Annotated in this window: 20 protein-coding genes; 5 read left to right on the forward strand and 15 right to left on the reverse strand. The window is 64.0% G+C overall.

Going from position 1 to position 25,336, the window contains the following annotated elements; translation table 11 throughout:
* Nucleotides 1–3: 3 nt before the first annotated feature.
* Both ACVZTU_RS06455 and ACVZTU_RS06460 read right to left on the reverse strand, forming a co-directional pair.
* The gene (locus ACVZTU_RS06455) at nucleotides 4–1,047 is read right to left on the reverse strand and encodes an ABC transporter substrate-binding protein (RefSeq protein ID WP_139469626.1); all 1,044 of its coding nucleotides are present in this window, start codon (nucleotides 1,045–1,047) and stop codon (nucleotides 4–6) included.
* 85 nt (nucleotides 1,048–1,132) lie between these two features.
* Nucleotides 1,133–1,957, reverse strand: coding sequence for an ABC transporter ATP-binding protein (locus ACVZTU_RS06460; protein ID WP_139469625.1), 825 nt, complete (start codon nucleotides 1,955–1,957; stop codon nucleotides 1,133–1,135).
* Nucleotides 1,958–2,079: 122 nt separating this feature from the next.
* Between ACVZTU_RS06460 and ACVZTU_RS06465 the strand changes: the two genes are divergently transcribed.
* Genes ACVZTU_RS06465 through ACVZTU_RS06475 form a run of 3 tightly spaced genes read left to right on the forward strand, consistent with a single transcriptional unit; the run spans nucleotide 2,080 to nucleotide 6,101 of the window.
* On the forward strand, nucleotides 2,080–3,213 hold the full coding sequence (locus tag ACVZTU_RS06465; RefSeq protein ID WP_482401597.1) for a metallophosphoesterase family protein: 1,134 nt from the start codon (nucleotides 2,080–2,082) through the stop codon (nucleotides 3,211–3,213).
* Nucleotides 3,210–5,813, forward strand: coding sequence for an AAA family ATPase (locus tag ACVZTU_RS06470; RefSeq protein ID WP_139907408.1), 2,604 nt, complete (start codon nucleotides 3,210–3,212; stop codon nucleotides 5,811–5,813). The genes ACVZTU_RS06465 and ACVZTU_RS06470 overlap by 4 nt, the downstream gene beginning before the upstream one ends.
* Before the next feature lie 54 nt (nucleotides 5,814–5,867).
* Nucleotides 5,868–6,101, forward strand: a complete 234-nt coding sequence (locus tag ACVZTU_RS06475) for a hypothetical protein (RefSeq protein ID WP_139469622.1) — start codon at nucleotides 5,868–5,870, stop codon at nucleotides 6,099–6,101.
* Nucleotides 6,102–6,155: 54 nt separating this feature from the next.
* Here ACVZTU_RS06475 and ACVZTU_RS06480 read toward each other — a convergent pair whose 3' ends face one another.
* From ACVZTU_RS06480 to ACVZTU_RS06495, 4 genes are all read right to left on the reverse strand, one after another.
* Nucleotides 6,156–7,874, reverse strand: a complete 1,719-nt coding sequence (locus ACVZTU_RS06480; protein ID WP_482401598.1) for a class I adenylate-forming enzyme family protein — start codon at nucleotides 7,872–7,874, stop codon at nucleotides 6,156–6,158.
* 85 nt (nucleotides 7,875–7,959) lie between these two features.
* On the reverse strand, nucleotides 7,960–9,165 hold the full coding sequence (locus ACVZTU_RS06485; protein WP_139469620.1) for an acyl-CoA dehydrogenase family protein: 1,206 nt from the start codon (nucleotides 9,163–9,165) through the stop codon (nucleotides 7,960–7,962).
* Nucleotides 9,166–9,247: 82 nt separating this feature from the next.
* The gene (locus ACVZTU_RS06490; protein ID WP_139907411.1) at nucleotides 9,248–10,042 is read right to left on the reverse strand and encodes an SDR family oxidoreductase; all 795 of its coding nucleotides are present in this window, start codon (nucleotides 10,040–10,042) and stop codon (nucleotides 9,248–9,250) included.
* Complete coding sequence (locus tag ACVZTU_RS06495) at nucleotides 10,039–11,061, reverse strand: phosphotransferase family protein (protein WP_420097187.1); 1,023 nt, start codon at nucleotides 11,059–11,061, stop codon at nucleotides 10,039–10,041. The genes ACVZTU_RS06490 and ACVZTU_RS06495 overlap by 4 nt, the downstream gene beginning before the upstream one ends.
* Nucleotides 11,062–11,237: 176 nt before the next feature.
* On the opposite strand from ACVZTU_RS06495, the gene ACVZTU_RS06500 reads away from it, so the two are divergent.
* Nucleotides 11,238–12,209 carry an NADPH:quinone oxidoreductase family protein gene (locus ACVZTU_RS06500; RefSeq protein ID WP_139469617.1) on the forward strand — a complete coding sequence of 324 codons (972 nt, stop codon included), beginning with the start codon at nucleotides 11,238–11,240 and terminating at the stop codon, nucleotides 12,207–12,209.
* A 12-nt stretch (nucleotides 12,210–12,221) separates the two neighbouring features.
* On the opposite strand, the gene ACVZTU_RS06505 is transcribed toward ACVZTU_RS06500, so the two are convergent.
* A complete protein-coding gene (locus ACVZTU_RS06505) occupies nucleotides 12,222–13,388 on the reverse strand; it encodes an acyl-CoA dehydrogenase family protein (protein ID WP_139907414.1) in 1,167 nt (388 codons plus the stop codon).
* Nucleotides 13,389–13,618: 230 nt separating this feature from the next.
* Here ACVZTU_RS06505 and ACVZTU_RS06510 point away from each other — a divergent pair, with 230 nt between their 5' ends.
* The gene (locus ACVZTU_RS06510) at nucleotides 13,619–14,263 is read left to right on the forward strand and encodes a TetR/AcrR family transcriptional regulator (protein WP_482401599.1); all 645 of its coding nucleotides are present in this window, start codon (nucleotides 13,619–13,621) and stop codon (nucleotides 14,261–14,263) included.
* A gap of 42 nt (nucleotides 14,264–14,305) precedes the next feature.
* On the opposite strand, the gene ACVZTU_RS06515 is transcribed toward ACVZTU_RS06510, so the two are convergent.
* The 8 genes from ACVZTU_RS06515 to ACVZTU_RS06550 all read right to left on the reverse strand — a co-directional run bounded on the left by ACVZTU_RS06515 (nucleotide 14,306) and on the right by ACVZTU_RS06550 (nucleotide 25,309).
* On the reverse strand, nucleotides 14,306–15,922 hold the full coding sequence (locus tag ACVZTU_RS06515) for a nuclease-related domain-containing DEAD/DEAH box helicase (RefSeq protein WP_482401600.1): 1,617 nt from the start codon (nucleotides 15,920–15,922) through the stop codon (nucleotides 14,306–14,308).
* Nucleotides 15,923–16,053: 131 nt separating this feature from the next.
* A complete protein-coding gene (locus ACVZTU_RS06520) occupies nucleotides 16,054–17,436 on the reverse strand; it encodes an MFS transporter (RefSeq protein ID WP_139469613.1) in 1,383 nt (460 codons plus the stop codon).
* Between the two features lie 302 nt (nucleotides 17,437–17,738).
* Entirely contained in the window at nucleotides 17,739–18,437 is a 699-nt protein-coding gene (locus ACVZTU_RS06525; RefSeq protein WP_482401601.1) for a transporter substrate-binding domain-containing protein, read from the reverse strand.
* Between the two features lie 499 nt (nucleotides 18,438–18,936).
* A complete protein-coding gene (locus tag ACVZTU_RS06530; protein ID WP_482401602.1) occupies nucleotides 18,937–20,394 on the reverse strand; it encodes an amino acid permease in 1,458 nt (485 codons plus the stop codon).
* 162 nt (nucleotides 20,395–20,556) lie between these two features.
* On the reverse strand, nucleotides 20,557–21,282 hold the full coding sequence (locus tag ACVZTU_RS06535) for a DeoR/GlpR family DNA-binding transcription regulator (RefSeq protein WP_482401603.1): 726 nt from the start codon (nucleotides 21,280–21,282) through the stop codon (nucleotides 20,557–20,559).
* A 66-nt stretch (nucleotides 21,283–21,348) separates the two neighbouring features.
* Nucleotides 21,349–22,395, reverse strand: a complete 1,047-nt coding sequence (pdxA, locus tag ACVZTU_RS06540; protein ID WP_139469610.1) for a 4-hydroxythreonine-4-phosphate dehydrogenase PdxA — start codon at nucleotides 22,393–22,395, stop codon at nucleotides 21,349–21,351.
* Nucleotides 22,396–22,460: 65 nt separating this feature from the next.
* A complete protein-coding gene (locus ACVZTU_RS06545; RefSeq protein WP_253903671.1) occupies nucleotides 22,461–23,867 on the reverse strand; it encodes a four-carbon acid sugar kinase family protein in 1,407 nt (468 codons plus the stop codon).
* Entirely contained in the window at nucleotides 23,864–25,309 is a 1,446-nt protein-coding gene (locus tag ACVZTU_RS06550) for a GntP family permease (RefSeq protein WP_482401604.1), read from the reverse strand. Before ACVZTU_RS06550 ends, ACVZTU_RS06545 begins: the two co-directional genes overlap by 4 nt.
* Between the last annotated feature and the right edge of the window lie 27 nt (nucleotides 25,310–25,336).

A 25,336-nucleotide genomic window follows, 5' to 3' on the forward strand; every position in this document is an offset into this window, starting at 1 on the left:
GGTCTACTTGGTCAGTGCGTCGACGTAGGCGTCGAGGGCCTGCTCGGACGACTTGGGTCCGCCGAAGGTCCAAATGCCTGCCGGGAAGGCCGTGGTGCGGTCGTCCTTCACTGCGGGGATGTTCGCCCAGATGTCGTTCTTCTTCAGCAGCTCCACATAGTCCTCGGACTCAGGGTCCTCGGTCCCGGTGTAGAAGAAGTTCGCGTCACCGACCTTCGAGATGCCTTCGATATCGGTCTGGCCGAGTCCGTACGCGGGGTCGACCTCACCGGTCCACGCGTTCTTCAGGCCCAGTTCCTCGCCGAGTTCGCCGATGAGTGAACCCTGGCCGAAGGGACGCAGCGCCACATTCGAACCGTTGACCCAGCCGTCGAAGTAGACGAATTCGGTGGTGGCCGGGTCCGCCTCGGCGATGGCCTTCTTCGATTCTTCGAGCTTCGCATCGAAATCGCCGAGCACGGTGTCGGCGCGCTCGGTGCGACCGGTCGCCTCGGCGACGGTGGTGAACGTGTCCTTCATGTACTTGACGGGATCCTTGCCGTCGGCGCCGGCCATCGCCATCACAGGGATTCCCTGCTTCTCGAGCTGACCGACGATCTTGTCCTTGCGGTTCGTCGTTTCGATGATGACGAGATCCGGATCGGCCGACAGGATCGATTCGACGTTGGGTTCCTGGCGAGTGCCGACGTCGGTGGTGGAGTCGGGCAGCTTCTCTGCCGTGTCCCAGGTGGTGAAGCCCTTCGCATCGGCGACAGCGGCGGGATCGACGCAGAGCGAGAGAAGATCCTCGGTGTACTGCCATTCGAGAGAGACGACCTTCGCCGCCGGCTTGTCCAGTTCGATCTCGTGGCCGGTGTCGTCGGTGACGGTGACCGGATCCGCCGAGGTGGTGCTCGAGTCGTCCGCGCACGATGCGGAGGTCTGTCCCTTCGCATCAGCAGGGGCGTCGGTATCGGTGGTGCCGCACCCGGTCAGGGCCAGTGCGCAGACCGCCGTTGCCGAGGCGAAGGCGGCGAACGAGGTGCGTGACAGAGGTGTTCTGGTCATGGTGTTCTTTCTGTGAACCGATCGGCGATCGGAGATGAGGTGGTGCGATTTCTGGGTGTGACTGTCAGAAGGTGCGGTGGGGTGCTCAGAGAGCTGCGGCCGGGCGACGAGTCCGTCGGTGGAGGGCTTCGACCCGGACCAGGCCGGTGTCGGCATCGATCCGGGTCGAGATAGGCAGCCCGTAGACCTCGCTCAGCGTCTCGGCGGTGAAGACGTCTTCGCAGGTGCCGACCGAGCGGATGCGGCCCTGTTCGAGCAGGACCACGTGATCGGCGACGGTGGCGGCATGTTCCAGGTCATGGAGGACGACGCCGACGGCGATGGAGTGGTCGTCGGCGAGTTCGCGCATGAGGTCGAGGATCTCCGACTGGTAGCGCAGGTCGAGATGGTTCGTCGGTTCGTCGAGCAGGAGGACTCCGGTGTCCTGGGCCAGACAGGTCGCCAACCAGACGCGTTGGAGCTCGCCGCCGGAGAGCTGGTCGACCGGACGGTCGGCCATCGCCATGGTGCCGGTGAGGGAGAGGCCGCGATCGATGGCAGCGCGATCGACGTCGGTGAGCCCGGCGAAGCGCTTACGGTGCGGGTGGCGGCCGAAGGTGACGATCTCACGGACACTGAGGCCCGACGGGTGCGGGCGCGACTGGGACAGCAGGGTGACGAACCGGGCGAACTCTCTGGCCGTCAGAGTGCTTGATGGAGTGTCTGCGTCGGCCTCGGTGATGACGACGTCGCCCGAGGTGATCGGGTGCAGCCGGGCCAGTGAGCGCAGGACGGTGGACTTGCCCGACCCATTGGGTCCGAGCAGGGCGGTGACCCGTCCGGGGACGATCGTCAGGCTCACGTCATGGACGACCTCGGTGCGGTCGTAGCCCAGATTGAGGCCGGTGGCAGTCAGTGCAATCGCATTCACAAATGTTTAGCCTAACCTAAGTCAGCGTTTGAGGGTATCTGTGTGGTGCAGAACACCCGCGTCAGTGCCTGCCGATAGTGTGGGCCTGCGACCGTAGGATGGGACCGATTGAGGAGGAGCAGATGAGATTCATCGCCACGGGGGACTGGCAGCTCGGCATGACCGCGCACTACCTCAGCGACGAGGCCCGGCCTAGGTTCCACCGCGCCCGCCTCGACGCCGTTGCCCGCATCGGAGCGCTCGCCGCCGAGACGGGCGCGGAGTTCGTCCTCGTCTGCGGGGACGTGTTCGAAACCAACCAGCTCGACCGCGCGATCATCGCCCGGACTTTCGAAGTCCTCAACGCTTTCACCGTGCCGGTCGTGCTGCTTCCCGGCAACCATGACCCCTTGGACGCCGCATCGATCTATGACTCCCCGGCCTTCTCCTCACGGGTGCCCTCGCATGTGCATGTCCTGCGCGGCAGCGACCCGTTCACCGTCGTTTCCGGGGTCGAGATCATCGGCGCCCCCTGGTCTTCCAAACATCCTCAAGGGGATCTCGTCGCCACAGCGACGAAAGACCTCGCCGAGGTGGCTGCCGGTGATATCCGGATCATCGCCGGCCACGGAGCCGTGAGCGTCCTCGACCCGGATCGGGAATCGCTGGCCACCATCGACACCGACCATCTGCAGGCACTGCTGCGCGACGACCGGGCCCAGTTCGTCGCGCTCGGCGACCGGCACGCGACCTTCGAGGTCGCCGACCGCATCTGGTATCCGGGAGCACCGGAAGTGACCTCTCGGCGGGAGACCGATCCGGGCAACGTGCTCCTCGTCGACATCGATGCCGACACCCACCGGGCCGAGGTCGAGAAGGTCCGCGTCGGCACATGGGCATTCACCGTCATCGAAGCCGACCTCAACTCCGCCGAGGATGTCGCCGATTTCGAAGAGCGGATGAATGCCGTTCCCGACAAGGACCGCACGGCGGTGTGGCTGATCCTGCGCGGCACTCTGCCGACGGCGGCGAAGGCCCGACTCGACGAACAGCTCGACCACTTCTCCGACCTGTTCGCGCTCGTCTCACTCTGGGAGCGTCACATGGACCTGGCCGTCGTCGCTGCGGACGACGACTTCGCCGATCTCGGACTGAGCGGATACCTGCAGGAGACTCTTGACGAACTCTCCGCACGTGCCACCGCAGACGACGACTCAGCAGTCACGGCCCAAGACGCACTCGGTCTGCTCTACCGATTCGCCAGGAGCGGCTCATGAGACTCCATTCCATCCGCCTCATCGACTACCGCGCGATCAGCGACGCCACCGTCGACTTCAGCTCCGGGGTGACGATCGTCGAAGGCCCGAACGAGGTCGGGAAGTCCTCGATCCATCAGGCCATCACGCAGCTGCGCGAGGACAAGGACAGCTCCCGCAAGGCCAGCGTCAAAGACACCCAACCGGTCGGTTCCGACGTCGGTCCGCAAGTCGAACTGCACCTGAGCACCGGGGACTACGAACTCCGATACAGCAAACGCTGGATCAAACAGCCCTTCACCGAGCTGAGCATTCTCAACCCCGCCCCCCAACAGCTCAGCGGCAGCGAAGCACATGAGCGGTTCTTGGCGATCCTCGACGAAACCGTCGATGTCGACCTGCTCGACGCTCTCGACGTCGCTCAGGGCCGGAGCCTCGACCAGGCTTCCCTGGCCGAGATCAAGGCACTGCACGGTGCTCTGGGCGAGGCCGGGGAGGAACCGGCTGACCACGATGCCTTCCTCGACAGAGTCGAAACCGAATACCTGAGGTTCTTCACGGCAAAGGGCAAGGAGACGGGTGAGCTGCGAAGGCTCACCGAAGAACTCCCCGGCGCCGAAGAGCAGCATCGTGAACTGAAGGCTCGCAGCGCCGATATGGACGGGCTCGTCGACCGGCATGCTCGAGCAGCCGAGCGGCTGACGAATGGGCGTACTCAGCTGGCATCGGCCGTGACCGAACGCGAAGAGGCTGAACAGGCTGTGCAGTCCGTGTCCGGGCTCAAGACCGAACTCGATCGAGCTCTCGAACGCGCGGGCGTCGCACAGAGAGAACGTCAGCGTGCCGAGGAGGCGCGAGACCGACGTCAGGCACTCATCACCGAGGTCACCGCGGCCGAAGAGTCGGTGAAGACTGCCGACGATGCACTCAAGACGGTCACGACCGCACAGCAGGAAGAGGACTCGTCTCTCGCCGAGGCGCAGAAGGGCCTCGAGGCCGAACAGACCGCACTCCTCACCGCTCAGGTTGAAGCGAAGACCGCAGCCGCCGATCTCGCTCGGGCCCGCGCACGCAGAGAGGTCGAGACTCTGCGGAAGAGGCTGGCCGACATCCGCGACCAGGAACGCAGAGCAGCCGAGGCGAAAGCGACGATCGGGTCGATCACCGTGACCGCGAAAGACGTGGAGAAACTCGGAGGACTGTTCACCGAGCTGCGCATTGCGCAGAACGCGAAGACCGCGGCCGCCGCACAGATCGTCGCCCGCCGCCTCGGCGATACCGCCGTGAGCATCGACGGAACCGATGTGCCCAAGGGGTCCGCCGAGGAATTCGCCGTCACCTCGGACCTGCAGATCCTCGTCGACTCCGTCGTCGACATCACTGTGCGACCGGGACAGTCACCAGCCGAACTCGACCGGGCCCTCGACTCCGCGCAGACCTTTCTCGACGCGGAACTCGACCGGCTCGGCGTGACCTCCCTAGAACAGGCACGCGAACGCAGCGAGGTGCGCACCGATGCCGAGTCCGTGCTGGCCGAAGCCTCATCGACTCTGCGGGTGCTCATCGGCGACGACGACCGCGACGGACTCGATGCCGCGCTCACCCGAGCCGAACACGTGGCGGGGGACCCCGCTGATACGAGCGGAACCGCCGCATCGATCGACGACCTCGAAGCACTGGTCGAATCGACGTCAGCAGCCGTCGACGATGCGACCGCGCAGGTCGAGACGGCCAGAACCACGCTCGAACGCATTCGCACCGACCGGGATGAGGCACGTGTGGCAGCCGTGCGTGCACAGTCGACGCGCGAACAGGCGGCGACGACGCTGCAGAACCTCAGCACCCGCCTGAGCATGGACAGGGAAGCGAACTCCGATGAGTCCCTCGACGAAGCACTGACCGCTGCCACGGCGACACTGACACAGGCTGAGGACGAAGCCGCTGCCGCACGCTCCGCATACGAGGCCGCCGACCCCGAGACTCTTGAGATGCGACTGCAGAACGCTCTCCAGCTCGTCGACAGCAAACAGAAGCAGCAGGAGAAGGACCGGCAGGAGGTCGATCAGCTCGCGGCTCTCATCGATGACCGTGCGGCCGAGGGCATCTACGACAAGCTCAAAGCTGCAGAGCAGAACGTGGAGTCCATTCGGTCAAAGCTGGCTCGCATGCAGCGGCAGGCAAATGCGATCCGACTGTTGCGCGACACCGTGCTCGCACACAAGGAAGAGGCTCAGCGGAGGTACGTCGCCCCGTTCAAGGAGGCGATCGAGAAGCTGGGTCGGGTGATCTTCGGTCAGGGACTGTCGGTGGAGATCTCCGAGAACCTCGAAATCGTCTCTCGCACGCTCGACGGACGCACCGTGGCCTTCGACGCGCTCTCGGGTGGGACGAAGGAACAGTTGGCGCTCATCGGCCGACTCGCCGTCGCCACCCTCGTCGATGCGGAAGCCGGAGCACCGGTCATCCTCGACGATGCCTTCGGCTTCTCCGATGAGCAGCGCCTGGCCGCCCTCAACGTCATCCTCGGCAATGTCGGCCGCACGGCTCAGGTCATTCTGCTCACCTGTCAGCCCGACCGCTTCGCCTCCATCGGCGGCGCCGAAACCGTCAGCCTGGGCTGAATCTCGGCGTCCAGTCTCGACGTCGTTAAGGGGCCTTGCGTTAACCTGGGGGTCATGAGCGAGAAGACCTATGCCGATGAAGTCATCGTCCGCTGCTCCGGCGGCGGGTACTACCGCACTCGCTGGATTCCGCTGATGTCATTCAAATCCATCCGCTTCGGCGCGTATCGCTTTCAGCGTTGCCCGGTCCATGGCCGATGGGAGATGGCAGGCATCGTCGAGGACGACGAGCAGACTCCGGAGATCATCAGCGAAGCAGACAAGTATCCGGCATCCCGCGTCCCCTGAACGACGCCGACGCCGCGGAAGCCGGAATCGCGCAAGACAGGCCCGACCTCAGCCTCAGTCGGCAGACCCCGCTGCCGCTTTGGCTGCCTGGGCGGCTTCGACGGCATCGGCGCGGATGGTCCGCCGCAGGATCTTGCCCGAACTCGTCTTCGGCAGCTGATCGATGAACGTCACCTGGTGCGGAGCCTTATAGGAAGCGAGCTTCTGCCGGCAGAATGACATGATCTCGTCAGCGGTCGCCTCGGCGCCGGGCTGCAGGGTGACGAAGGCCGACACATCCTCGCCGCGGTAGTCATCGGGAATGCCCACGACAGCTGCCTCCTGGATGGTCGGGTGCATGTAGAGCACATCCTCGACTTCCCGCGGCCAGACCTTGAAGCCGGAGGCATTGATCATGTCCTTCTTCCGGTCGACGATGAACAGCCACCCGTCTTCATTCATGAACCCGACATCGCCGGTGTGCAGCTCGCCGTTGGGGATCTGCTCCGCGGTGGCCTGCGGGTTGTTGAGGTAACTGGAGACCACCTGCGGTCCGGAGATCGCAATCTCTCCGACCTCCCCGGGGCCCATGGGCTGACCGTGGTCATCGAGGATGCGGATCATCACATCAGGCTGCGGCAGACCGCAGGCGAGGTTCCCGCTGTCCGGGTCGACCGGGGCTTGGAATCCATGCGGCACGGTGGCGACCTGGGCGCAGGTCTCCGACAGGCCGTAGCCCTGACCGACATAGATATCGGCACGCTCTTCGAATTTGTTGACCAGTCCTTCGGGCAGCGGTGCACCGCCGGACATGAGGGATTTGAAGGATGCGAACTTCTCGGCGCTGAAGGCGGGGTGCGCCATCATCGCCGTATATATCGTGGCCGGGCCGGCCATGTACGCAGGCTTCTGCCGATCACATAGAGCGATGAGCGAACCGGGTTCGAAACGATAGTTCAGGATGAGCCGGGCACCGCCGGCCACGGCCGCAAGGAACTGGCAGATGAATCCGGTGATGTGGAACAGGGGAGCCAGTGAGACGTAGCCGTCGCCGGGACCCAGGATCGGGTTGCGCAGGCAGTAGCGCGAGTTGCTCGAGATATTCGCATGAGTCGCTGCCGCTCCCTTCGACCGTCCCGAGGTGCCGGACGTGTAGGCGATGAGACCGAGGTCCGACGGAGCAGGGGAGTACGGGGTGAAGTCGGTATCGAGGTTGTCCTCCACCGCCTCTGCGAACGCAAAACGTCCTTCGGCCGGCGGCAGGTCCTCGAAGCGCGGCAGTTTGTCGAACATCGCATAGATCGCATCAGGGCCATCCGTCTGGAAGCTCCGGTCATCACTGAGCACAACCAGCGGCAGGTCCGAGGTATAGTCCTTGACCCGGTCGAGATAGGCAGCCTGAGAGACGATGAGTCCCTTGACCTCGGAGTCGGCGAAGATGTGCTCGAGCTCGCCGCGGTACATGGGGTTGAGGGGGACGACGGTGCCTCCGGCTTTCCAGACCCCATAGGTGGAGATCACGAACGCGGGGGTGTTCTGATCATAGATGCCGACACGGTCGCCGGGCTTGATCCCGTGGGCCGAGAGGAAAGCAGCGAAAGCTGTCGACCACCGGTCGAACTCCGCCCAGGTCAGGGTGAATCCGTAGTAGTTGATGCCTTCCTCGTCGCCACGGGCGTCGACTGTTGCAGCCAGGTCGGCCAAGGGCGTGGAATCCGGCAGCACATAGGGCTCCTGAGCGAGATCGCCCAAAGTGGTGATCCATGGGCGATCCTCAAACCAATTGTTCGTCATTGAACATCCTTTCGCAGGCGGTGCCGGACCCGTGCACACTGCTGCGGGCCCGGTGGGGTCTCACTGTATCGCGGAAGAGCCGACCTCAGCCGCGGTATTTCCTGATCTCATTGCGGGCGATGGAGCGCTTGTGCACTTCATCCGGTCCATCGGCCAGACGCAGGGTGCGCATATGCGCCCACATCCGGGCCAGTGGGAAGTCCTCGGTGACTCCGCCGCCGCCGTGGACCTGAACCGCCCGATCGATGACCTTCAGCGCCATCGTCGGTGCGACGACCTTGATCTCAGCGATCTCGTTCTTCGCCACCTTGTTGCCGTACTTGTCCATCATGTCCGCGGCGTGCAGGGTCAGCAACCGAGCCTGATCGATCTCGATCCGGGACTCGGCGATCCAGTCTTGGATGTTCGCCCGGTTCGACAGCTTCTCACCGAAAGTCACGCGAGATTCTGCGCGCTTGACCATGAGTTCGAGCGCGCGCTCGGCGGCTCCGATGGCACGCATGCAGTGGTGGATGCGGCCCGGGCCCAGTCGCGCCTGACTGATGGCGAAGCCTTCGCCCTCGCCCTTGAGAATGTCCTTGAACGGCACGAGCACGTTCTCGAAGATGATCTCGGCATGGCCCTCCCGGTCGGCGTAGCCGTATACGGGCAGGTTGCGCACCACGGTGACTCCGGCGGCATCGATCGGCACGACGAGCATCGACTGCTGACGGTGCACCTCGGCGGTGGGATCGGTCTTGCCCATGACGATGAGCACCCGGCAGTTCGGGTGCATCGCGTTCGACGCAAACCACTTGCGGCCGTTGAGCACGAATCCGTCGTCGGTGCGCTCCATGCTCATCTCGACGTTCGTCGCATCGGAGCTGGCCACGGCCGGCTCGGTCATGGCGAAGGCCGAAGCGATCTCACCCTCGAGCAGGGGCCCCAGGTACTTCTCCTTGTGCTCATCCGTGCCGAAGACCGTGAAGACCTCCATATTGCCGGTGTCCGGTGCATTGCAGTTGATCGCTTCGGGGGCGATCTCCAGGCTGCGCCCGGTGATCTCGGCCAATGGAGCGTATTCGAGGTTCGTCAGCCCGGGTCCCCATTCCGGGTGCGGGTGGAAGAGGTTCCACAGGCCCTGCTTCTTCGCTTCGGCTTTGAGGTCTTCGAGGATCTGCGGCTGTGTGTGGGGGCTGGCCGCCGCGGCCATCTGCTCGGCGTAGACCGGCTCGGCCGGGTAGACGAATTCGTCCATGAAGGCGTTCAGACGCTCCTGATACTCGCGTCCGCGTTCGCTGGTTTCCAACACGTGGGCTCCTTGCTTCTCGGTGGGTCTCACACTGCTGTGAGGTCTGGTCTCGGGTGAGTCTCACTCGGTGGTGGGATCGGTGTCACTGTTCGCTGAGTCGGGCTTGGTATCGGGACATTCCGCGCAGCCAGCGGTCGTAGTCGCTGCCTTTCATCCGGTACATCTCGAGGACTTCGGGGTGCGGCAGGATGAGGAACTGCTCGTTCTCGACGGCGTCGAGGACGATGGCGGCCACCTCGGCGGGTTCCAGGACGGTTCCGGCTGAGGTCACGGCCTTCTGGGCGGCGCCGCCGGCGGATCCGGCGTCGTCGAGCAGATTCGTGTTCACTCCCATCGGGCAGACCACCGAGGCGCGGATTCCGTCATCGCGATAGGTCATGGCCAACCATTCCGCGAATCCGACTGACGCATGCTTGGTCACCGAATACGCGGCCGAGCCGATCTGCGTGAGCAGTCCTGCCGCCGAGGCGGTGGCGACGAAATACCCGGAACCGGCCTCCTGCCAGCGGGGGACGAGTGCCTGCGCGGCGCGGATATGGGCGCGCATGTTGACGTCGATGATCGCGTCCCAGTCGGCGTCGGAGTCTCCGAGCATCGCCGGACCGATGATTCCGGCATTGGCGAAGTACAGATCGATCCCGCCGAGGCGGTCGTCGGCAGAATCGATGAGCGCACCGATTCCTTCGACCGATGACACGTCCCCCGTCCACGCGAATGCCGAGGTGCCGAGTTCGGCGGCGGTGTCGACGACCGTGGGGGAGAGGTCCGCGAGAACGACTGACGCACCGCGTTCGATGAGCTCGGCGGCCAAAGCGGCGCCGATTCCACCGGCGGCCCCGGTGACCACTGCACGTTTGCCAGCCAGGGATGAGGTCATGATCTCTCCAACAGGTCGAGGGCTTGGCGAGCGAGGTCTTCGACCCCGGCTCCGGCCTCTTCCGGGTCGAGATCGAGGTCGCCCATCTTGCCAGTCGCCAGTCGTGTGTAGACGCCTTCACGGATACAGGCCAGTTTCCACATCGCGAACGCCGAGTAGTAGCTGACATCGTGGACTTCGTGCCCGCTGACTTCCTGATAGCGGTCGATGAGTTCGTCTGTGGTGGGGAAACCGTCGTCGGCTCGGGGTACCCAGATGCTGGTGTACTGTTCGGGCACCGTGAGCATGGCGACGAAATAGCCGAGGTCGGTGAGCACCTCGCCGATGGCTGTCAGCTCCCAGTCGACGACGGCGTTGACCGACCCCGAAGGGGCGAAGATCATATTGTTCGGTTTGAAGTCCCCGTGTGCGATTCCCACGGGCGAGCCCGCAGGGTCGGGCATGGCCTCGCGGAGGACATCGTGGACCTCGTGGATGATCGGAGTCTCGCGCATCGCGATCTTCTCGACCTGCCCGATCCAACGACGCAGCTGCCGGTCGATGAGTCCGCCGGGTCGACGCAGATCGGACAATCCGACAGCATCGACGTCGACGGAATGGATCGCCGCCAGCGCGTCGACCATGCCGAATGCACAGTCGCGGCGGTTCTCAGGTGGGATGGACTCCCACTCGGTGGGAGTGTTGATCGGGAATCCCGGGCAGTGGTCCATGAACACGAAGGGCACGTCGAGGACCTCGGGGTCGTCGACGATGTCGAGGACGGTCGGCACCGGAACGTCACTGTCATTGAGCGCTGCCATGATCCGGCCCTCGCGGGCGACATTGTGAGCGCTGCCGCCCTCGTGGCCCAGGGGAGGGCGGCGCAGGACCCAGCGTGGGTTGCCGTCGACGAGGATGGTGAACGTCAGATTCGACCGACCGACTGACATCACTTCGACGTCGAAATCGCTGATCCCGAATCTCCGCTCGATCCATCTGCCGATGCTGTCCGCATCGAACCCTGCCGGTGATTGTGTCATCCTTGACCTTCCCGAGTGAACAGTCGTTCAGTAGAGTTCACAGTATTCATCCCGAGCGGGGGAGTCAAGCCGTGAAAGTGATCACGGTCATAGCCGCTCGGTGTGATAGAGGTGAGAAGACCGCCGACACCGGAGCTCGAGTGTTCCGTGTGCGTCACAACGATAGCGAGGAAACAATGAAAGCCATTCGCGTCACCGCTCTGACCGGCCCCGATGATGTGGAGCATCTCGATGTGGAGCGCCCGTCGCCGGGGCCGGGCCAGGTGCTCATCAAGGTCGCATATGCCGGCGTGACGTTCCCCGAAGTCCTGCAGACTCGCGGAATGTACCAGGTCAAGCACGACCTGCCCTTCACTCTGGGTTCCGAGGCCTCCGGCGTCGTCGCCGAGGTGGGTCCGGACTCCCGCTACTCCGTCGGGGACCGCGTTGCTGCGATCACCGGAAAGGGTACCTTCGCCGAATACCTCGTCGCCGGTGACGAGGCCACCGTGAAGGTTCCGGATTCGGTTTCCTTGGCCGATGCCGCAGGCATGCCGATGAACGTGCTCACCGCTGACTTCGCACTGCGGGTGCGCGCGAATGCCCAGCCTGGCCAGAGCCTCCTCGTCCACGGAGCCGCAGGCGGTCTCGGTTCGGCCGCAGTGCAGCTGGGTCTGGCGATGGGCCTCGAAGTCATCGCCGTCGTCTCGACCCAGGCGAAGGCTGAAGCGGTTCGCGAGATCGGCGCCACGCATGTCGTCCTCGCCGACGGCTTCAAGGACGCGGCGAAGGAGATCTGTCCGGGCGGCGTCGATTTCGTCTTCGACCCCGTCGGCGGCGACCGATTCACCGATTCGACACGAGTGCTCGCTCCGTTCGGTCGGCTTCTCGTTCTCGGCTTCACTGCCGGTGAAATCCCCTCGATCAAGGTCAATCGCCTGTTGCTGAAGAACATCTCTGTCGACGGCGTCGCTTGGGGCGCGGCGGCCTGGGGTCACCCGAACTTCATCCACGAGCAGTGGGACGTCGTCCTCGGGCACGTTGCCGCAGGTGACCTCAACCCGCGCATCCACGCGAACTACCCGCTGACCGAGGCTGCCTCGGCGATCAAGGAGCTCGACGGCCGTTCCGTGATGGGAAAGGTCGTTCTCGAAGTCGCGGGAGAGTAGCCGCGGGCGTTATCACCTCTTGCGGTTGCGCTTGGCGATATCGCGTCCGATGAGTTCCTTCATCACCTCGTTCGCTCCGCCGAAGATTGCCTGGATGCGGTTGTCCTTGTAGGCGCGAGCGATGGGGAACTCGAGCATATAGCCGTAGCCGCCGAAGAGCTGCAGGCAGCGATTGACGACCTCGATCTCGAGGTCCGAGCCCAAGTACTTCGCCTTGGCGGCGTCGACCGCGGTGAGTTCGCCTTCGTTGAGAGCCAGGGCACAGCGGTCGACGAACGCCTCCAGGGCGTCTACGCGGGTTTCGAGCTCGGCGAGTTCGAAACGAGTGTTCTGGAAGTCGCCGATGGTCTGACCGAAAGCGGGGCGGTCGAAGACGTATTCGGCCGTCCATGCCAGCGCTGCCCGCGCCGATGCCAGGGTTCCCGATCCGATGAGGAGGCGTTCGGTGGGGAGGTTGACCATGAGGTGGATGAACCCCTGATCGAGTTCGCCGAGGAGGGCATCGGCCGGCACCCGGACATCGGTGAACGAGAGTTCGGCGGTGTCCTGGGCGTCCAGGCCGAGCTTTTTCAGTTTGCGGCCCTTCTCGAACCCAGGTGTGCCTGCCTCGACGATGAACAGCGAAGTGCCTTGAGACGCCTTCGCCTCCGGGTTCGTGCGGGCGACGACGATGACGAAATCACAGTGGATGCCGTTGGTGATGAAGGTCTTGGCGCCGTTGATGATCCAATCGTCGCCGTCGCGGACAGCCTTCGTGGTGATGCCCTGCAGATCCGAACCGGCATCCGGTTCGGTCATGGCGATCGCCCCGATCATCGCGCCCGAGGTCAGTCCAGTCAGATACTTCTGTTTCTGCGCCCGAGTGCCCAACTCCATGAGATAGCCGGGGACGATTCCGTCTGAGACGCCCCAGCCGCTCGTGGCCGCACCGACACCACGGCGGGCGATCTCTTCGGCTCGCACCATCTCGAACCGGAAGTCGGAGACGCCGCCACCGCCGAACTCCTCGGGGATGGCCAGGCCGATGATGCCCGACTGCGCTGCCTTGCGCCACATCTCCCGATCGACGAGGTGGTTCTCCTCCCAATCCTCGAAGTGGGGGACGACTTCGCGGTCGAGGAACGCAGCGACCGATCCTCGGAATGCCTCGTGATCCTCGTTGTACAGATTCCTCTTCATCGATTGCGTCCTCTTCTCAAGCAGTGGTTGTCGCTGGGCGGGCAGGCAGGCCGGTCTTCGGGCCGAGGCGATGATGTGTGCTCGGTCACTGAGCGTGCGTTCAGTCTGGCATCCGCCTGAAAAACAGTCAATACAGACTGGATCTGTGAGATAGTCGGAAGCAGCCCGTTTCGACCGCAGTTCTGCGGTGTCGAACAGCTCCAGAACGGAACACGGCAGAAGGGGATGCGATGGATGCCGGCAACCAGGCCGAACGCACTGCGCGCTCACGCGACCTCATCCTCGATGCCACGATCGAATGCCTGCTGCGCGAAGGATATGCGGCGACGACGACGGTGAGAGTCCAATCGATCGCGGGGGTGACTAGGGGGCGTCTGCTCCACCACTTTCCCTCAAAGCAGGATCTGCTCACGGCCGCAGTCAGCCGCCTCGGCGAACAGAGACTCAGCCGACGGCTGGAGGACCAGGACGACGAATTCGGTCGGATACTGGAAACGGAACGACCCGACGCCGCCGACGCCGAGGCCAGAAGCGATTGGGCGATTCGGACCCTGTGGACGGGGCTGATGCACGGCAGCTTCTTCTCTGCCCTCGAACTGTGGACGGCTTCGCGCACCGACGACGAACTGGCCGGGAACGTCCGTGAGCACGAGAGGATCGTCCTCGAACGCGTCAGGGACAATGCCCGCGAGCTCTTCGGACCGGCGGTCACGCGGAACCCGGAGTTCGATGAGGTCTTCACGATGATCTTCGCGAGCATGCGCGGAATGGCCGTGACCTACATGTTTTCCCGACGTGACCCGCATCGGGAGCCGATGCTCACCACCTGGCAGCGGACCGCGCGAACCCTGCTCTTGGGTGCGGCGCCGGACTGACATCGCAGACCCACCGACGAAACCCGGTGAGAACCTGAGCGATCAGTTCCCGTAGATCTCGTCGAAGATGGTCAGGTCACCGACGACGATGAGCTTCGTCGTCGCTCTCGACATACCGACGTAGAGCATGTCGATGGCTCGCTGGGGGTCTCTGAACCCGTTGAGGCAGAGCACCACGGCGGGCCTTTCGAGTCCTTTGAAACCGAGCACATGCCCGTAGAAGACGTCCTCTTCAGCGAAGAACTGATCCCAGTAGGCTGCGATCCCCTCGCTCTCCACGATGTTCTTCTGCTCCGGATGCCTGGATCCGGTGGTCAGCAGTGCGACCTGGCCGGCGTTCCACCCGGCATCCATGAGTGCTTCGACCTGCCCATCTGCTTCGGCTACGGCATCCTCGAGGCCGACGTCGATCCACTCGATTTCGTCGCCGGGCCCGTTGCGTGCGATCGGCGGTTCCAACGCGAGGTCGGCGATTCCGGCGACGATCTGCGATGAATTGCGGAGATTCTCGTCTAGCTGGATGGGGTTCATCGTGATCGGTGATTCGCCGTGACGGTCGAAGATCCGTTGGCGCTCATCGGTGAAGACGTAGAGGGTGTCGGCAAGCTGATTGCGCAGGCAGGATTGGACGGCTTCCCACCACAGCAGGCTGAAGTCCTGGCCTTCGTCGATGACGATGGCGTCGAAGAGTCTCTTGCGCGGACGCTCGTCGGCGAGTTCCTTGAGCATCGTGGGCAGTCGCTGTTCCCAGTACTCCGAGTCGTCGTCGCTGCCGGTGGGCGCACCCCAGCTGATGGGCAGGTCGTGGAAGAGCCCGACGAACGCGGGCCGGTCGACTTCGGGCCATTGTGCGGTGAAGAGCTGGAGGAAGCGGCCGAGCCCGCGGGAATAGCACATGAGGGCGACCTTCTTCCCCTCCTGCGTCAGCGCTCTGGCCTTGAGCAGGGCCAGATAGGTCTTGCCCGATCCTGCACCGCCGCTGATCTCGGCACGATTCTGGTGGCGGAGGATGCGGATGAGCTTCGCCTGCTCACGGCTGAGTGCATCGGCTCGGTCAGAGATTTCGGAGGCTCTGAGCTTGAGATTCTCCACCGCCTGGTTGGTCCTGCGGAGGTTCTTCAGCACGAACTCGTGGCCGGCCGTGAGGTCGTGGCGTTCGGGGTCGAAGTCGAAGCGCAGCTGAGTGGCGATCTTCGATGCCAGGGAACCGATCTCGGTGCCGTCGACGAGCTGACGCCTCGGCGCGTCCGGCTGGTCCCAGTCGCTCGGCAGTTCCGTGTAGGGGAGGACCGCAAGGTGGCTGATCGGTCCGGGGAGGCGGGAGAGCCGCGGGCGCAGATAGTCCACGAGGGTGTGCTTGGCGATCATCGCCTGCTCGAGGGGAGAGGTGGGCAGTCGGTTTCGCTTTCCCTGGGCGCCGGAGGTGAACCAAGCGCCGTCGACGACGTCGACGCGTCCGCCTTTGACCTCGACGACGGCGATGCCGGCGCCCGGCCACAGGATGAGGAAATCGATCTCGACATCCTTGTCATCGCCGGTCAGTCGTTGACCATGGATGATCGCCGCTGCATCGGGCAGCTGCCGGCACAGAGCATTCCACACGAGCTCCTCGGCCGTGGACCCATTGAAATCTGGCTGTTCGGGAATCAACGTGACCATGATCCGAGACTAACCCAGACTCGGTCGCAGAAGACCGGCGACACTGCAACGGAAGTTCCGTTGCGGTGCCGCCGGTCTGCTCCGTCGGAGGTGACGCGTCACTCAGCCCCGGTCACGAGAGGCCGGGACGATCATTTCGCGTCGTTGACGAGCTCCGATTCGTCGAGGATGACGTCCGCGCCGGTCTCAGGGAGGCCGCAGCCGCGCAACGAGGCACCGTTCGTCTCCTTCATGAAGATCGTGGCAATCAGACCGATCGCGCATGCAGCCATGACGAGGTAGGCGGGAATGATGGTGTTTCCCGTTGCGCCGATGAGTCCATCGCTGATCGAGGGCGCGGTGCCGCCGAACAGTGCGGTGGAGACGTTGTAGGCGATCGCGAAGCCTGCGAAGCGCACAGGTCCGGGGAACATCGCTGGGAAGGTCGCCGAGATGGTCGAGATCTGCGGGATGTAGAGGACACCGAGGACGGCCAGTCCGATGAGTGCCCACACGAAGCCGTTGGCCATGAGCATGAACATCGGAATCGCCGCGACGAAGAGTCCGATGAGAGAGAAGTACCAGACCGGCTTGCGCCCGACCTTGTCCGAAAGCATTCCTCCGAACGGGATGAGGATCATCATGAACGCCTGCGCAAGGAACATCACGGTCAGCGAGGCGTTCGCGCTCATGCCGACGGGATCCTGCAGGTACGTGGGCATGTAGGACAGCAGCGTGTAATTGACCACGTTGACCGCGACGACCATGCCGCCGAGGACGAGCAGCTGCTTCTTGTAATTCGCGAACAGGGTCGCGAAGACTTCCTTGACCGTCTTGTCGTTGTCGCCACTATCAAGTTCCTCATAGACGGGCGACTCGTCGAGCTGCGAGCGCAGGTACAGGCCGACGACGCCTAGAACACCGGCGAAGACGAACGGAATCCGCCATGCCCAGTCCGTCATCGTCTGTTCGCCGAGCCCGAGCTGCAGAAGGAGGACGAACAGCGAACCGGCCGCCATTCCGGCCAGAGTGCCGAATTCGAGGAAGCTGCCGAAGAATCCGCGCCGGTTGTCCGGGGCGTATTCGGCCATGAAAGTGGCGGCACCACCATACTCACCGCCTGAGGAGAAGCCCTGGATGACGCGGAGCAGAACGAGGATGATGGGTGCGGCGACGCCGATCGTGGCGTAGGACGGCAGCAGCGCGATGCAGAAGGTGGAACCGGCCATGAGCAGAATCGTCAGCGCCAGTACGCGTTTGCGGCCGAGGCGATCACCCATCGGGCCCCAGATGATTCCGCCGAGAGGGCGGAAGATGAAGGACACGGCGAATGTCAGCAGCGCCATCAGCTGAGCATGCTCGCCGGGGAAGAAGTGCTGAGCGAGATAGGTGACTGAGACGGCGTAAAGACCGTAGTCGAACCACTCCGTCGCATTGCCCAGGGCGGAGGCGGCGACGGCCTTGCGGACCGTCTTGAGATCGGGTTCGGGCGGGGAAGCAGGTGATGCGGATCCTGAGGTATCGGGGATGCTCATGAATTCCTCCAGTCATTCGGATCACAGTCGAAGTGATCCTTCTTTCGAACCGAAGCCACGTTACGAGCCTGTGCTCAGCTTCTCAATCGAAGAATCCTGTCAAATCATCGGCGTGTCATTAGGAGAATATTCGGTTTTGGTGCACCTGACCTGGAGGAACGTTCTGCGTCGCCAATATCGGCGCGGCAAGTCGTCTTCACAGGGAACAGTGAAGTTATCGTTATGGCAATCGGGTTGACAGAAAACTCAATCAATGACCGAATTTGTCTGTGCAAGCGAAAAGAGTAGTCTTCTCTTTCGAGCTATCCGAACCATTTCTTCTCGGCCCCGGCATAGGTGCCGTCGTGCTGGGTGATGCGCAGCCAAGTGTTGAGGTATTCAAGCATCTGGTCGTCGCCTGAACGTATTGCATAGCCCTGTTCGCTGAAGTTCAAGGGTTTGTCCGGGTTGACGGCGCAGAGTTCCGGTTCTTCATGGGCTACCCACTTGGTCTCTGGTGCGTCGGTCACCATGACATCGGCCTTGCCTTTGATGATCTGGTCGAAGATCGTATTGTTGTCGTCCCATTTGATGACCTTGGCCTCGGGAAAGTGCTCCGCGGCGAACTCTTCGTTGGTGCCACCTTTTGGCGTGATGACTTCAACATCGTCATCGTTGATCTTGTCAATCGAGTCGTACTTGTCCACCTTCCCACACTGGGTGATGGGAGTCTTACCGTCCTGCGTGGTCGGATCCGACATATACAGTTGTGCGGCCCGCTCTGTGGTGATAGAGAGCCCTCCCATGCCTATGTCGCACGCGCCTTTTCGAATCTTAGATGGGAATTCGTCCCAGTCGATTCTGACGAATTCTGGTTTCGCGTCGAGGTCGTCGGCGAAAGTGCGACCCATGTCGACGTCAATGCCCGACCATTCCTTCGCCTTCGGGTCGAAATAGGTGAAAGGACGGTAGTCCCCGGTAGTACAGATCTTCACGACTCCCGACGATTCGATTCGGCTCAATGTCGGGGAAGATCCGTGCGACTCTGTCGGCTTCGGACCTTCGGCAGCATTCTGATCGGAATCGCCGGTTGACGTACACCCGGCAAGTGCAAGAGAGATCGCACAGACTCCAGCGATGGTGGGAGCGAATTTGCTTGTGAACTGCATGACTTCGATGTCCTAGGTGAGGCGGGCGCGTCGGTTCGCAGGATCGTGCGTGATTAGAGTCTAGCTCGATGCATCGGGGAGACGGGTTAGTCTATCTGCGGTCAGGAAGGCGACCGATCTCATCCGCATGGCAGTTCCCACCTCCGCCGATGCCGGTGCCCATAGCCGACGGCCGACGGCACCTGCACCGGCTCATCCGGTGGACGATACCCTCGTTTTTGCGCCGAGCGCCGTAGATCGGATCGAAAACGTCGAAACCAGATGAATGAGCGGAGGGACCGCGCGTATGCACGGTCCCTCCACTCAATCGACTCAGGCCGAATGGCTCAGGTGTCAGAACGGTGGTGCTGGATCAGGATGCCGCAGATTCCTCTGCCGCGGCTGCTGCACGCTGATCCATCGCCGGAGACGTATCGATCCCGCGAGCGTTGAGGCGACGCTTGACCAGCGGCCACACGGCGAAGAGCACCGCAGTGGCGACTAGGCTCGTCCACACCTGTGCCCGGCCGTCCTCGCTGAGGAGCATGATGACGACGACGCCGATGACGACGATGATGAGGAAGATGTTGAGGATCGGCGTCAGCCACGATTTCAAGGTCAGAGCTTCTCGCTCGGCCGGGCTGAGTTTGAGTCGCATGCGCCACTGGGCGAGGGCAATGAAGACATAGACGAAGAGGGCTACGAGACCGCCGGAGTTCATGATGAAGTCGAAGATCCCTGATGCCGGGACGGTGAAGTTGGCGACAACTGCCGCCAGTGCACCGAGGCTCGAAGCGATGAGAGCGGCCACTGGGACGTTCGTCTTCGAGCGCTTGCGGATGAGCGCGGGCGCATACCCTTTGTCGGCCAGGGAAGCGAACATGCGGGAGGCCGAATAGAGGCCGGAGTTGAGCACCGAGATGACGGCGGTGAAGAGGACGATCGTCATGATCGCCGAGGCGCCCGGCAGACCGAAGAGACCGTAGACATGAGCGAACGGAGCGATCGTATCGGGATCGGGCAGCTCATCCCAGGGAACCGCGGTGACGATGATGAGCACGCCGCCGACGAAGAACAACATGATCCGCCAGATGACGGTCCGAGTGGCCTGGTTGATGCCGCGAGCCGGATCGACCGACTCGGCCGATGCCATGACAGCGATCTCGGTGCCGAAGTAGCTGAAGATGACGGTGGCCACGCCGATCATCACGGCACTGAAGCCCATGGGCATGAAACCGCCGTGGTCCCACAGGTTGGATACGGAATTCGTCGCGTTGGGCCAGGCGCCGAACACGAAGAGTGCACCGACGATGAGGAAGACGACGATCGTGATGACCTTGATGCTCGCGAGCCAGAACTCGACCTCACCGAAGACGCGGACCGAGAGGACGTTCGTGCCGATGAAGACGATGACGAGGAGGAGGGACCAGAGCCAGGTGGGAATCGCGGGGAACCAGCCTGACATGATTCCGCCGCCGACGACCGCTTCATAGGCGATGACGCCGACCCAGAAGTACCAATACAGCCAGCCGACGAGGTAGGCGGCCCACCCGCCCAAGGACTCGTTCGCGTACTCCATGAAGGAGCCGACGGCAGGTCGTCGCGCCGACATCTCACCGAGCATCCGCATGGCGAGGAAGACGAGAAGTCCGCCGATGAGATAGGAGAGGATGGCAGCCGGTCCAGTCGAGCGGATGACGTTTCCGGATCCGACGAAGAGGCTTGCACCGATGATGCCGCCGAGCGTGATCATGGTGATGTGCCGGTTGCGCAGCTTGCCGCCCCCAGCGGCGTTGTCAGTGTCAGCACCCGAGTTGTGGGGTTCGCTCATAGAGCTTTCTCCTTGTGAGACCAGGGCTCGGATTTCGCACGAATGCCGAGCCTCCAGGCAGTCACTGTTGAAACTGCCTCCGGGATTCTACACAGAAGTCGCGAGAATCAGATGTCGTCGATCACACGGTGGTCGGCGAATGGAGCTGTCAGCGCAGTATTGTCAATCGTGCCGGTGGGACGCGTGCTCGTCGATCCACGTCCAGCCGGGCGGCATCGGTGCCCATGCGGCGACATCGCGGCCGGCTTTCGAGCTGTCGGCGAGGACGACGACTGCTCCGGCCCGCTCGGCGATGAGCTCTTTCGTGCGTGCTTCGTCGAGACTCGGTTCGCCGAGGCCCTGTGCCGGATCCACGGCATCGGCACCGAGGAATGCAATGTCGACATGGATGCGCGACAGCGCATGATCGGACAGCGCGCCGGTGGTGCCGTGCGACAGTGTCGAGACCTCGCCGCCGACCATGATCACTGTGGGGCCGGCGGGATGAGCCAAGGCCAGCGCGATCTCGAGACCGCGAGTGAACACGGTGAGCTCTTTGCGGTCCCTGATCCGCTCGGCCAAACGCACGGTCGTCGAACCCGCGTCGAGGAAGACGGTTCGCACTCGGGCGTCGTCGAGTTGTTCGAGCGCTCGTGCGGCGATCGTGTCCTTCGCCTCCGCCTGCTGCTCCATGCGCTCGCCCAAAGGCGGTTCGACATAGCCGGCGGCTGCGGCTCCGCCGATGGTGCGGATGATCTCGCCGTCTGCGGCCAACTCACGCAGGTCGCGGCGGATCGTCGATTCCGAGGTCTCGAGAGCCTCGGCCAGGCGAGGTATGCTCCACGAGCCGGTTTTGAGCAGGCCGAGAATGGCTTCGCGGCGGCGCTGAGTCCCTGAGCGGATCGCCATCTGTTCTCCCTCTCATTCGGCAGTGATCCGGCCGCAGCGACGCCGCGGCCGGAGATACGACTCAGCCTACTGCGGCAGGTACTCCGCGCGGATGCCGTCGACGAACGGAGCGTAGCCGATGGCCGCGCGGTAGGCCGAGCGCATGGTGCCCGCATCGGCGATTCCCTGACCGGCGATGTCGAAGGCGGTTCCGTGATCGACCGACGTGCGCAGGATCGGCAATCCGACGGTGACCGAGATGGTGCCGTCGAAGTCGAAGGTCTTCGATGCGATGTGCCCCTGATCGTGGTACTGAGAGAGGATTCCGTCATAGCGGCCGGTCAGCCCCTGGTGGAAGACGGAATCCGCCGGGATCGGTCCGGCGACTTCGAAGGCGCCACCCGCATTGACCTTCTCCACGGCCGGGCGGAGGATCTCGATCTCCTCGTCGCCGAAGGCGCCGTTCTCGCCACCGTGGGGGTTGAGAGCAGCGACGGCCAGTCTCGGCGAGGTGACGCCGTAGAGCTGGAGGGCACGATGGGCGCGTTCGATGGAGTCGACCTGAGTGTCCACGGTCAGGGCGTCGAGAGCCTTGCGCAGGGACATGTGGCGGGTGGCGAAGAAGATCTGGAGTTTGTGGTCGGGGACCTTCGTGTTCTCCACGACGAACATCGTGTCCTGCTTCGTCACTCCGGTCAGCTCACCGAGCATCTCGGTGTGCCCGAGGTGCTGCGAACCGGACTTCCATACGGCTTCCTTGTTGATCGGGCCGGTGACGATGCCGGCGACCTGCTGATCCATGGCCGCCTTGGTGGCGAGCTCGATCGCGGCCACCGAAGCCCTGCCGGCGCGGGCATCGACGACTCCCCAGTCAGGAAGGTCATCCCCGAGAACGCCGATATCGAAGACGTCGATGACGCCTTCACCGGCTGACGGGGTCGACCAGTCGGAGATGGAGCGCAGTTCGACGTCGAGTCCGAGGACGTCGACGGCCCGTTTCATCACGGCCAGATCCGCCACAGCGATTCCATGCTGATCGTCTCTGCCGGCGAACTCCGCAAGCACCGTGGCGGTGATCTCCGGTCCGATTCCGACCGGGTCACCCACGGTCACGGCGAGTGCTGGTGCTGTCATTTCTGTCTCCTCAGATGGTTCGGATGGATGTCGGTGGGTGGGGCGTTGGGGTCGTCGTGCACGATTCAGTCTCGCCTGACGCGAGCAGTCGTCGACAGGAATTCGAGGCAGTCGACGGCGGTGCCGGTGTCACCGATGAGTCCGCCTTTCGTGACGATCGGCAGTCCGTCAGCGCTTCCGCCGACGAGGCGACCGCCCACGGCCAGAGGCACGATCTCCTTGTCGATCTCCATCCCCATCGCACCGAGCTCGCGCATCACCGTGGCAGTGACGTCCCCGCCGGTGGTGTAGAGGCCGGAGACCGGGATGGCGGACATGACCGCCGAGGCGATCAGTGCCAGGCGCCGTGTCGTCTCTTCGGATTCAGCGTCGGTGAGTTCGCGCAGGTCGCTGGTCTCGAGGACGGTGGCGATGATGATCGCCCGCGCCGAGGCGGTCCGATCGATGAGGCCGAGTGCGGCCTCGACATCGGGCAGTCCCGCGTCGTCCAAAGGTGCACGCAGGACCGTGATCGTGGGGTCCTCGGCCACTGCTGCAAGCTGTGCACGGGTGACCTCAGTGGCCGATCCCGAAATGCCGAGCAGAATGCCGTCGGCGCGAGTCGGCAGCCGAGACTGAGCCAGGGCGAGGCTGCCGGGCCCGGGGTCGATGGTCACCCAGTCCAACCGCTCACCGTCGGCCAGACCTGCCCGGTCGCGGATGTCGGGGGAAGCCGCCTCGGCGAGCTCGTGGCTGATCTCAGCCATGACGGACCCGACGAGGTCGATGTGGTCGGTGGTCAGGGCATCGGCGATGAGCACGTCCGTTCCTTCGCCGATGGCGTCGAGTACGGCGGTGCGTACGGCATCCCGACCGGCCAGCACCGTGGCGATATCGATGAGGCGGCTGTTGAGATCCGTGCCGGCGGCAAGGATGTCCTCGATGACGGAGGTGCGCATGGGGGAGCGGACGTCATGGGCGAGCTCGGTGTGTTCGAGCAGTCGGCCGCCCAGCAGCTGTCGCCCCTGCACGGTGGTTCTGCCTGCGGCAGGGAACGCCGGCACGCACAGGCCCAGTACGCGGTGGCGTGGCCCGTCGGTCGCGGCGAGAGATCGTCTGCGGGCCGAGATGGCGGCGGCCGCGGCGGGTCCGACGTTGCCGCGCAGGGTGGTGTCGATTCGGCATGCTACGAGGTCGACAGCCCCGGCGGTTTCGATGAGCTCGGTGTAGAGCTCACTTGCCTGCCGTGCGGGCAGGTGCCGGGAGTCGGTGTTGACGACGACCGCGTCGAAGTCATCGAGCAGTCCGCTGATGTCGAGGTTGCCGGCCGGCCTGGTATCGGTGACGGTGATCGTCCGCAGCCCCGCCTCGGCGAACAGGGCTCCGCACGCATTTCCGCCGGTGAGGTCGTCGGCGACGATGAGGATGCGCGGACTCGCCTGGGCCGAGGCGGCTGCGGTCGTTTCGGAGTCGGACATTCGGGAGGCGCTCATACGACCAAGTCGAGCACGAACAGCAGCGGAAGGGAACAGATCCACACGGCGGTGGTGATTCCCGACCAGCCCTTGATGGCATTGATTCCGTCGAGGCCGGTGAACCGGGTGACGACCCAGAAGTAGGAGTCGTTGAAGTAGGAGAAGACCATCGAACCGGCGGTGCAGGCCATCACGGCCACCAGCGGGTCGAGTCCCAGCGGGGCGATGAGCGGAGCCGTCACCGAGGCGGCGGTGATCATCGCGACCGTGCCCGATCCCTGAGCCAGACGCACGAGCGAGGCGATGAGGAACGGGACGAGGAGGGCCGGCAGGCTGATCGAGGCGATCGCCTCGGCGAGGGCATCACCGACGCCCGACTCGCGCAGCACCAGTCCGAAGCTTCCCCCGGCGCCGGTGATGAGCAGGATGAGTCCGGCTGAGGCGGCGCCGTCGGCCAGCCAACTCTGCACCTGGTTGCGTGGGGTTACGCGGGGCAGCAGTGTGTAGACGGCGAGGACGAGGCCGATGATGAGAGCGACGACGGGGTTGCCGAGGAAGGCCAGAGGTGCGACCCAGGCGGAGGGCTCGTAGGCGTCTCCGGAGAGCTCGCCCTGAGCGTTCTTGTCGATCGCGGTGCTCACCGTGTTGGCGACGATGAGCAGCAGCGGGACGATGAGCGGCAGGAAGCCGAGGAAGGCGCCCGGCTTCTTGCCGGTGCCCGGGGCGGGGCCGGTGCCGGCCGAGTCTCCGCCTTCGGCGGTGAGGACGGTGCCTCCGGCGGAACCTGATGCGGTTTCGGCGACCGCCTCGGCGTAGACATCACGCTTGACCTGGGCGTTGAGGACGGGTTCGAGCTTCGGTCCGATCCACCGGGCGTAGACGACGACAACGGGCAGGAGGATGACGGTGAAGACGAGTCCGGCGAGGATGACCGATCCGATGTCGGCGCCGAGGATGCCGGTGGCCGCCAGCGGACCGGGCGTCGGCGGCACCATATGGTGGGTCAGTGTCATTCCGCAGCCCAGAGCCAGGGCGAGGGTGACGTAGCCGCCCTTCTTCACACGGGCGATGGAGCGTGCCAGCGGGTTCATGATGACGTACCCGGAGTCGCAGAAGACCGGGATGGAGACGAGGGAGCCGACGGTGCCCATCGCCCAGGGCTCACGGCCCTTGCCGAAGGCGCGCAGGAAGGCCCGGGCCAGGGAGTCGGCGGCACCGGAGACCTCGAGGATCTTGCCGATGCCGACGCCGAGTCCGATGACGATGCCGATGCTGGCCAGGGTGTCGCCGAAGCCCGTGGTGATGGAGTCGACGATCGAGAGCAGGTCCTGACCGGCGACGATGCCGGTGACGACGGCTGCCAGGAGCAGAGCGATGAAGGCGTCGAGTCGGGTCGCGAGCACGATGACGACGATCGTCGCGATTCCGGCGATCAGCGCCAGGATGAGTTGCAGGTCCATAAGGTCCTCCGCAGTGAGGCCGGCTCA

The organism is Brevibacterium sp. OS20, assembly GCF_056837565.1.

Excerpts from the sequence above, each read along its gene's own strand:
- ACVZTU_RS06455 (WP_139469626.1), bottom strand. The coding sequence starts at position 1,047 with ATGACCAGAACACCTCTGTCACGCACCTCGTTCGCCGCCTTCGCCTCG.
- ACVZTU_RS06465 (WP_482401597.1), top strand. The coding sequence starts at position 2,080 with ATGAGATTCATCGCCACGGGGGACTGGCAGCTCGGCATGACCGCGCAC.
- ACVZTU_RS06470 (WP_139907408.1), top strand. The coding sequence starts at position 3,210 with ATGAGACTCCATTCCATCCGCCTCATCGACTACCGCGCGATCAGCGAC.
- ACVZTU_RS06475 (WP_139469622.1), top strand. The coding sequence starts at position 5,868 with ATGAGCGAGAAGACCTATGCCGATGAAGTCATCGTCCGCTGCTCCGGC.
- ACVZTU_RS06480 (WP_482401598.1), bottom strand. The coding sequence starts at position 7,874 with ATGACGAACAATTGGTTTGAGGATCGCCCATGGATCACCACTTTGGGC.
- ACVZTU_RS06490 (WP_139907411.1), bottom strand. The coding sequence starts at position 10,042 with ATGACCTCATCCCTGGCTGGCAAACGTGCAGTGGTCACCGGGGCCGCC.
- ACVZTU_RS06495 (WP_420097187.1), bottom strand. The coding sequence starts at position 11,061 with ATGACACAATCACCGGCAGGGTTCGATGCGGACAGCATCGGCAGATGG.
- ACVZTU_RS06500 (WP_139469617.1), top strand. The coding sequence starts at position 11,238 with ATGAAAGCCATTCGCGTCACCGCTCTGACCGGCCCCGATGATGTGGAG.
- ACVZTU_RS06505 (WP_139907414.1), bottom strand. The coding sequence starts at position 13,388 with ATGAAGAGGAATCTGTACAACGAGGATCACGAGGCATTCCGAGGATCG.
- ACVZTU_RS06510 (WP_482401599.1), top strand. The coding sequence starts at position 13,619 with ATGGATGCCGGCAACCAGGCCGAACGCACTGCGCGCTCACGCGACCTC.
- ACVZTU_RS06515 (WP_482401600.1), bottom strand. The coding sequence starts at position 15,922 with ATGGTCACGTTGATTCCCGAACAGCCAGATTTCAATGGGTCCACGGCC.
- ACVZTU_RS06520 (WP_139469613.1), bottom strand. The coding sequence starts at position 17,436 with ATGAGCATCCCCGATACCTCAGGATCCGCATCACCTGCTTCCCCGCCC.
- ACVZTU_RS06530 (WP_482401602.1), bottom strand. The coding sequence starts at position 20,394 with ATGAGCGAACCCCACAACTCGGGTGCTGACACTGACAACGCCGCTGGG.
- ACVZTU_RS06535 (WP_482401603.1), bottom strand. The coding sequence starts at position 21,282 with ATGGCGATCCGCTCAGGGACTCAGCGCCGCCGCGAAGCCATTCTCGGC.
- pdxA (WP_139469610.1), bottom strand. The coding sequence starts at position 22,395 with ATGACAGCACCAGCACTCGCCGTGACCGTGGGTGACCCGGTCGGAATC.
- ACVZTU_RS06545 (WP_253903671.1), bottom strand. The coding sequence starts at position 23,867 with ATGAGCGCCTCCCGAATGTCCGACTCCGAAACGACCGCAGCCGCCTCG.
- ACVZTU_RS06550 (WP_482401604.1), bottom strand. The coding sequence starts at position 25,309 with ATGGACCTGCAACTCATCCTGGCGCTGATCGCCGGAATCGCGACGATC.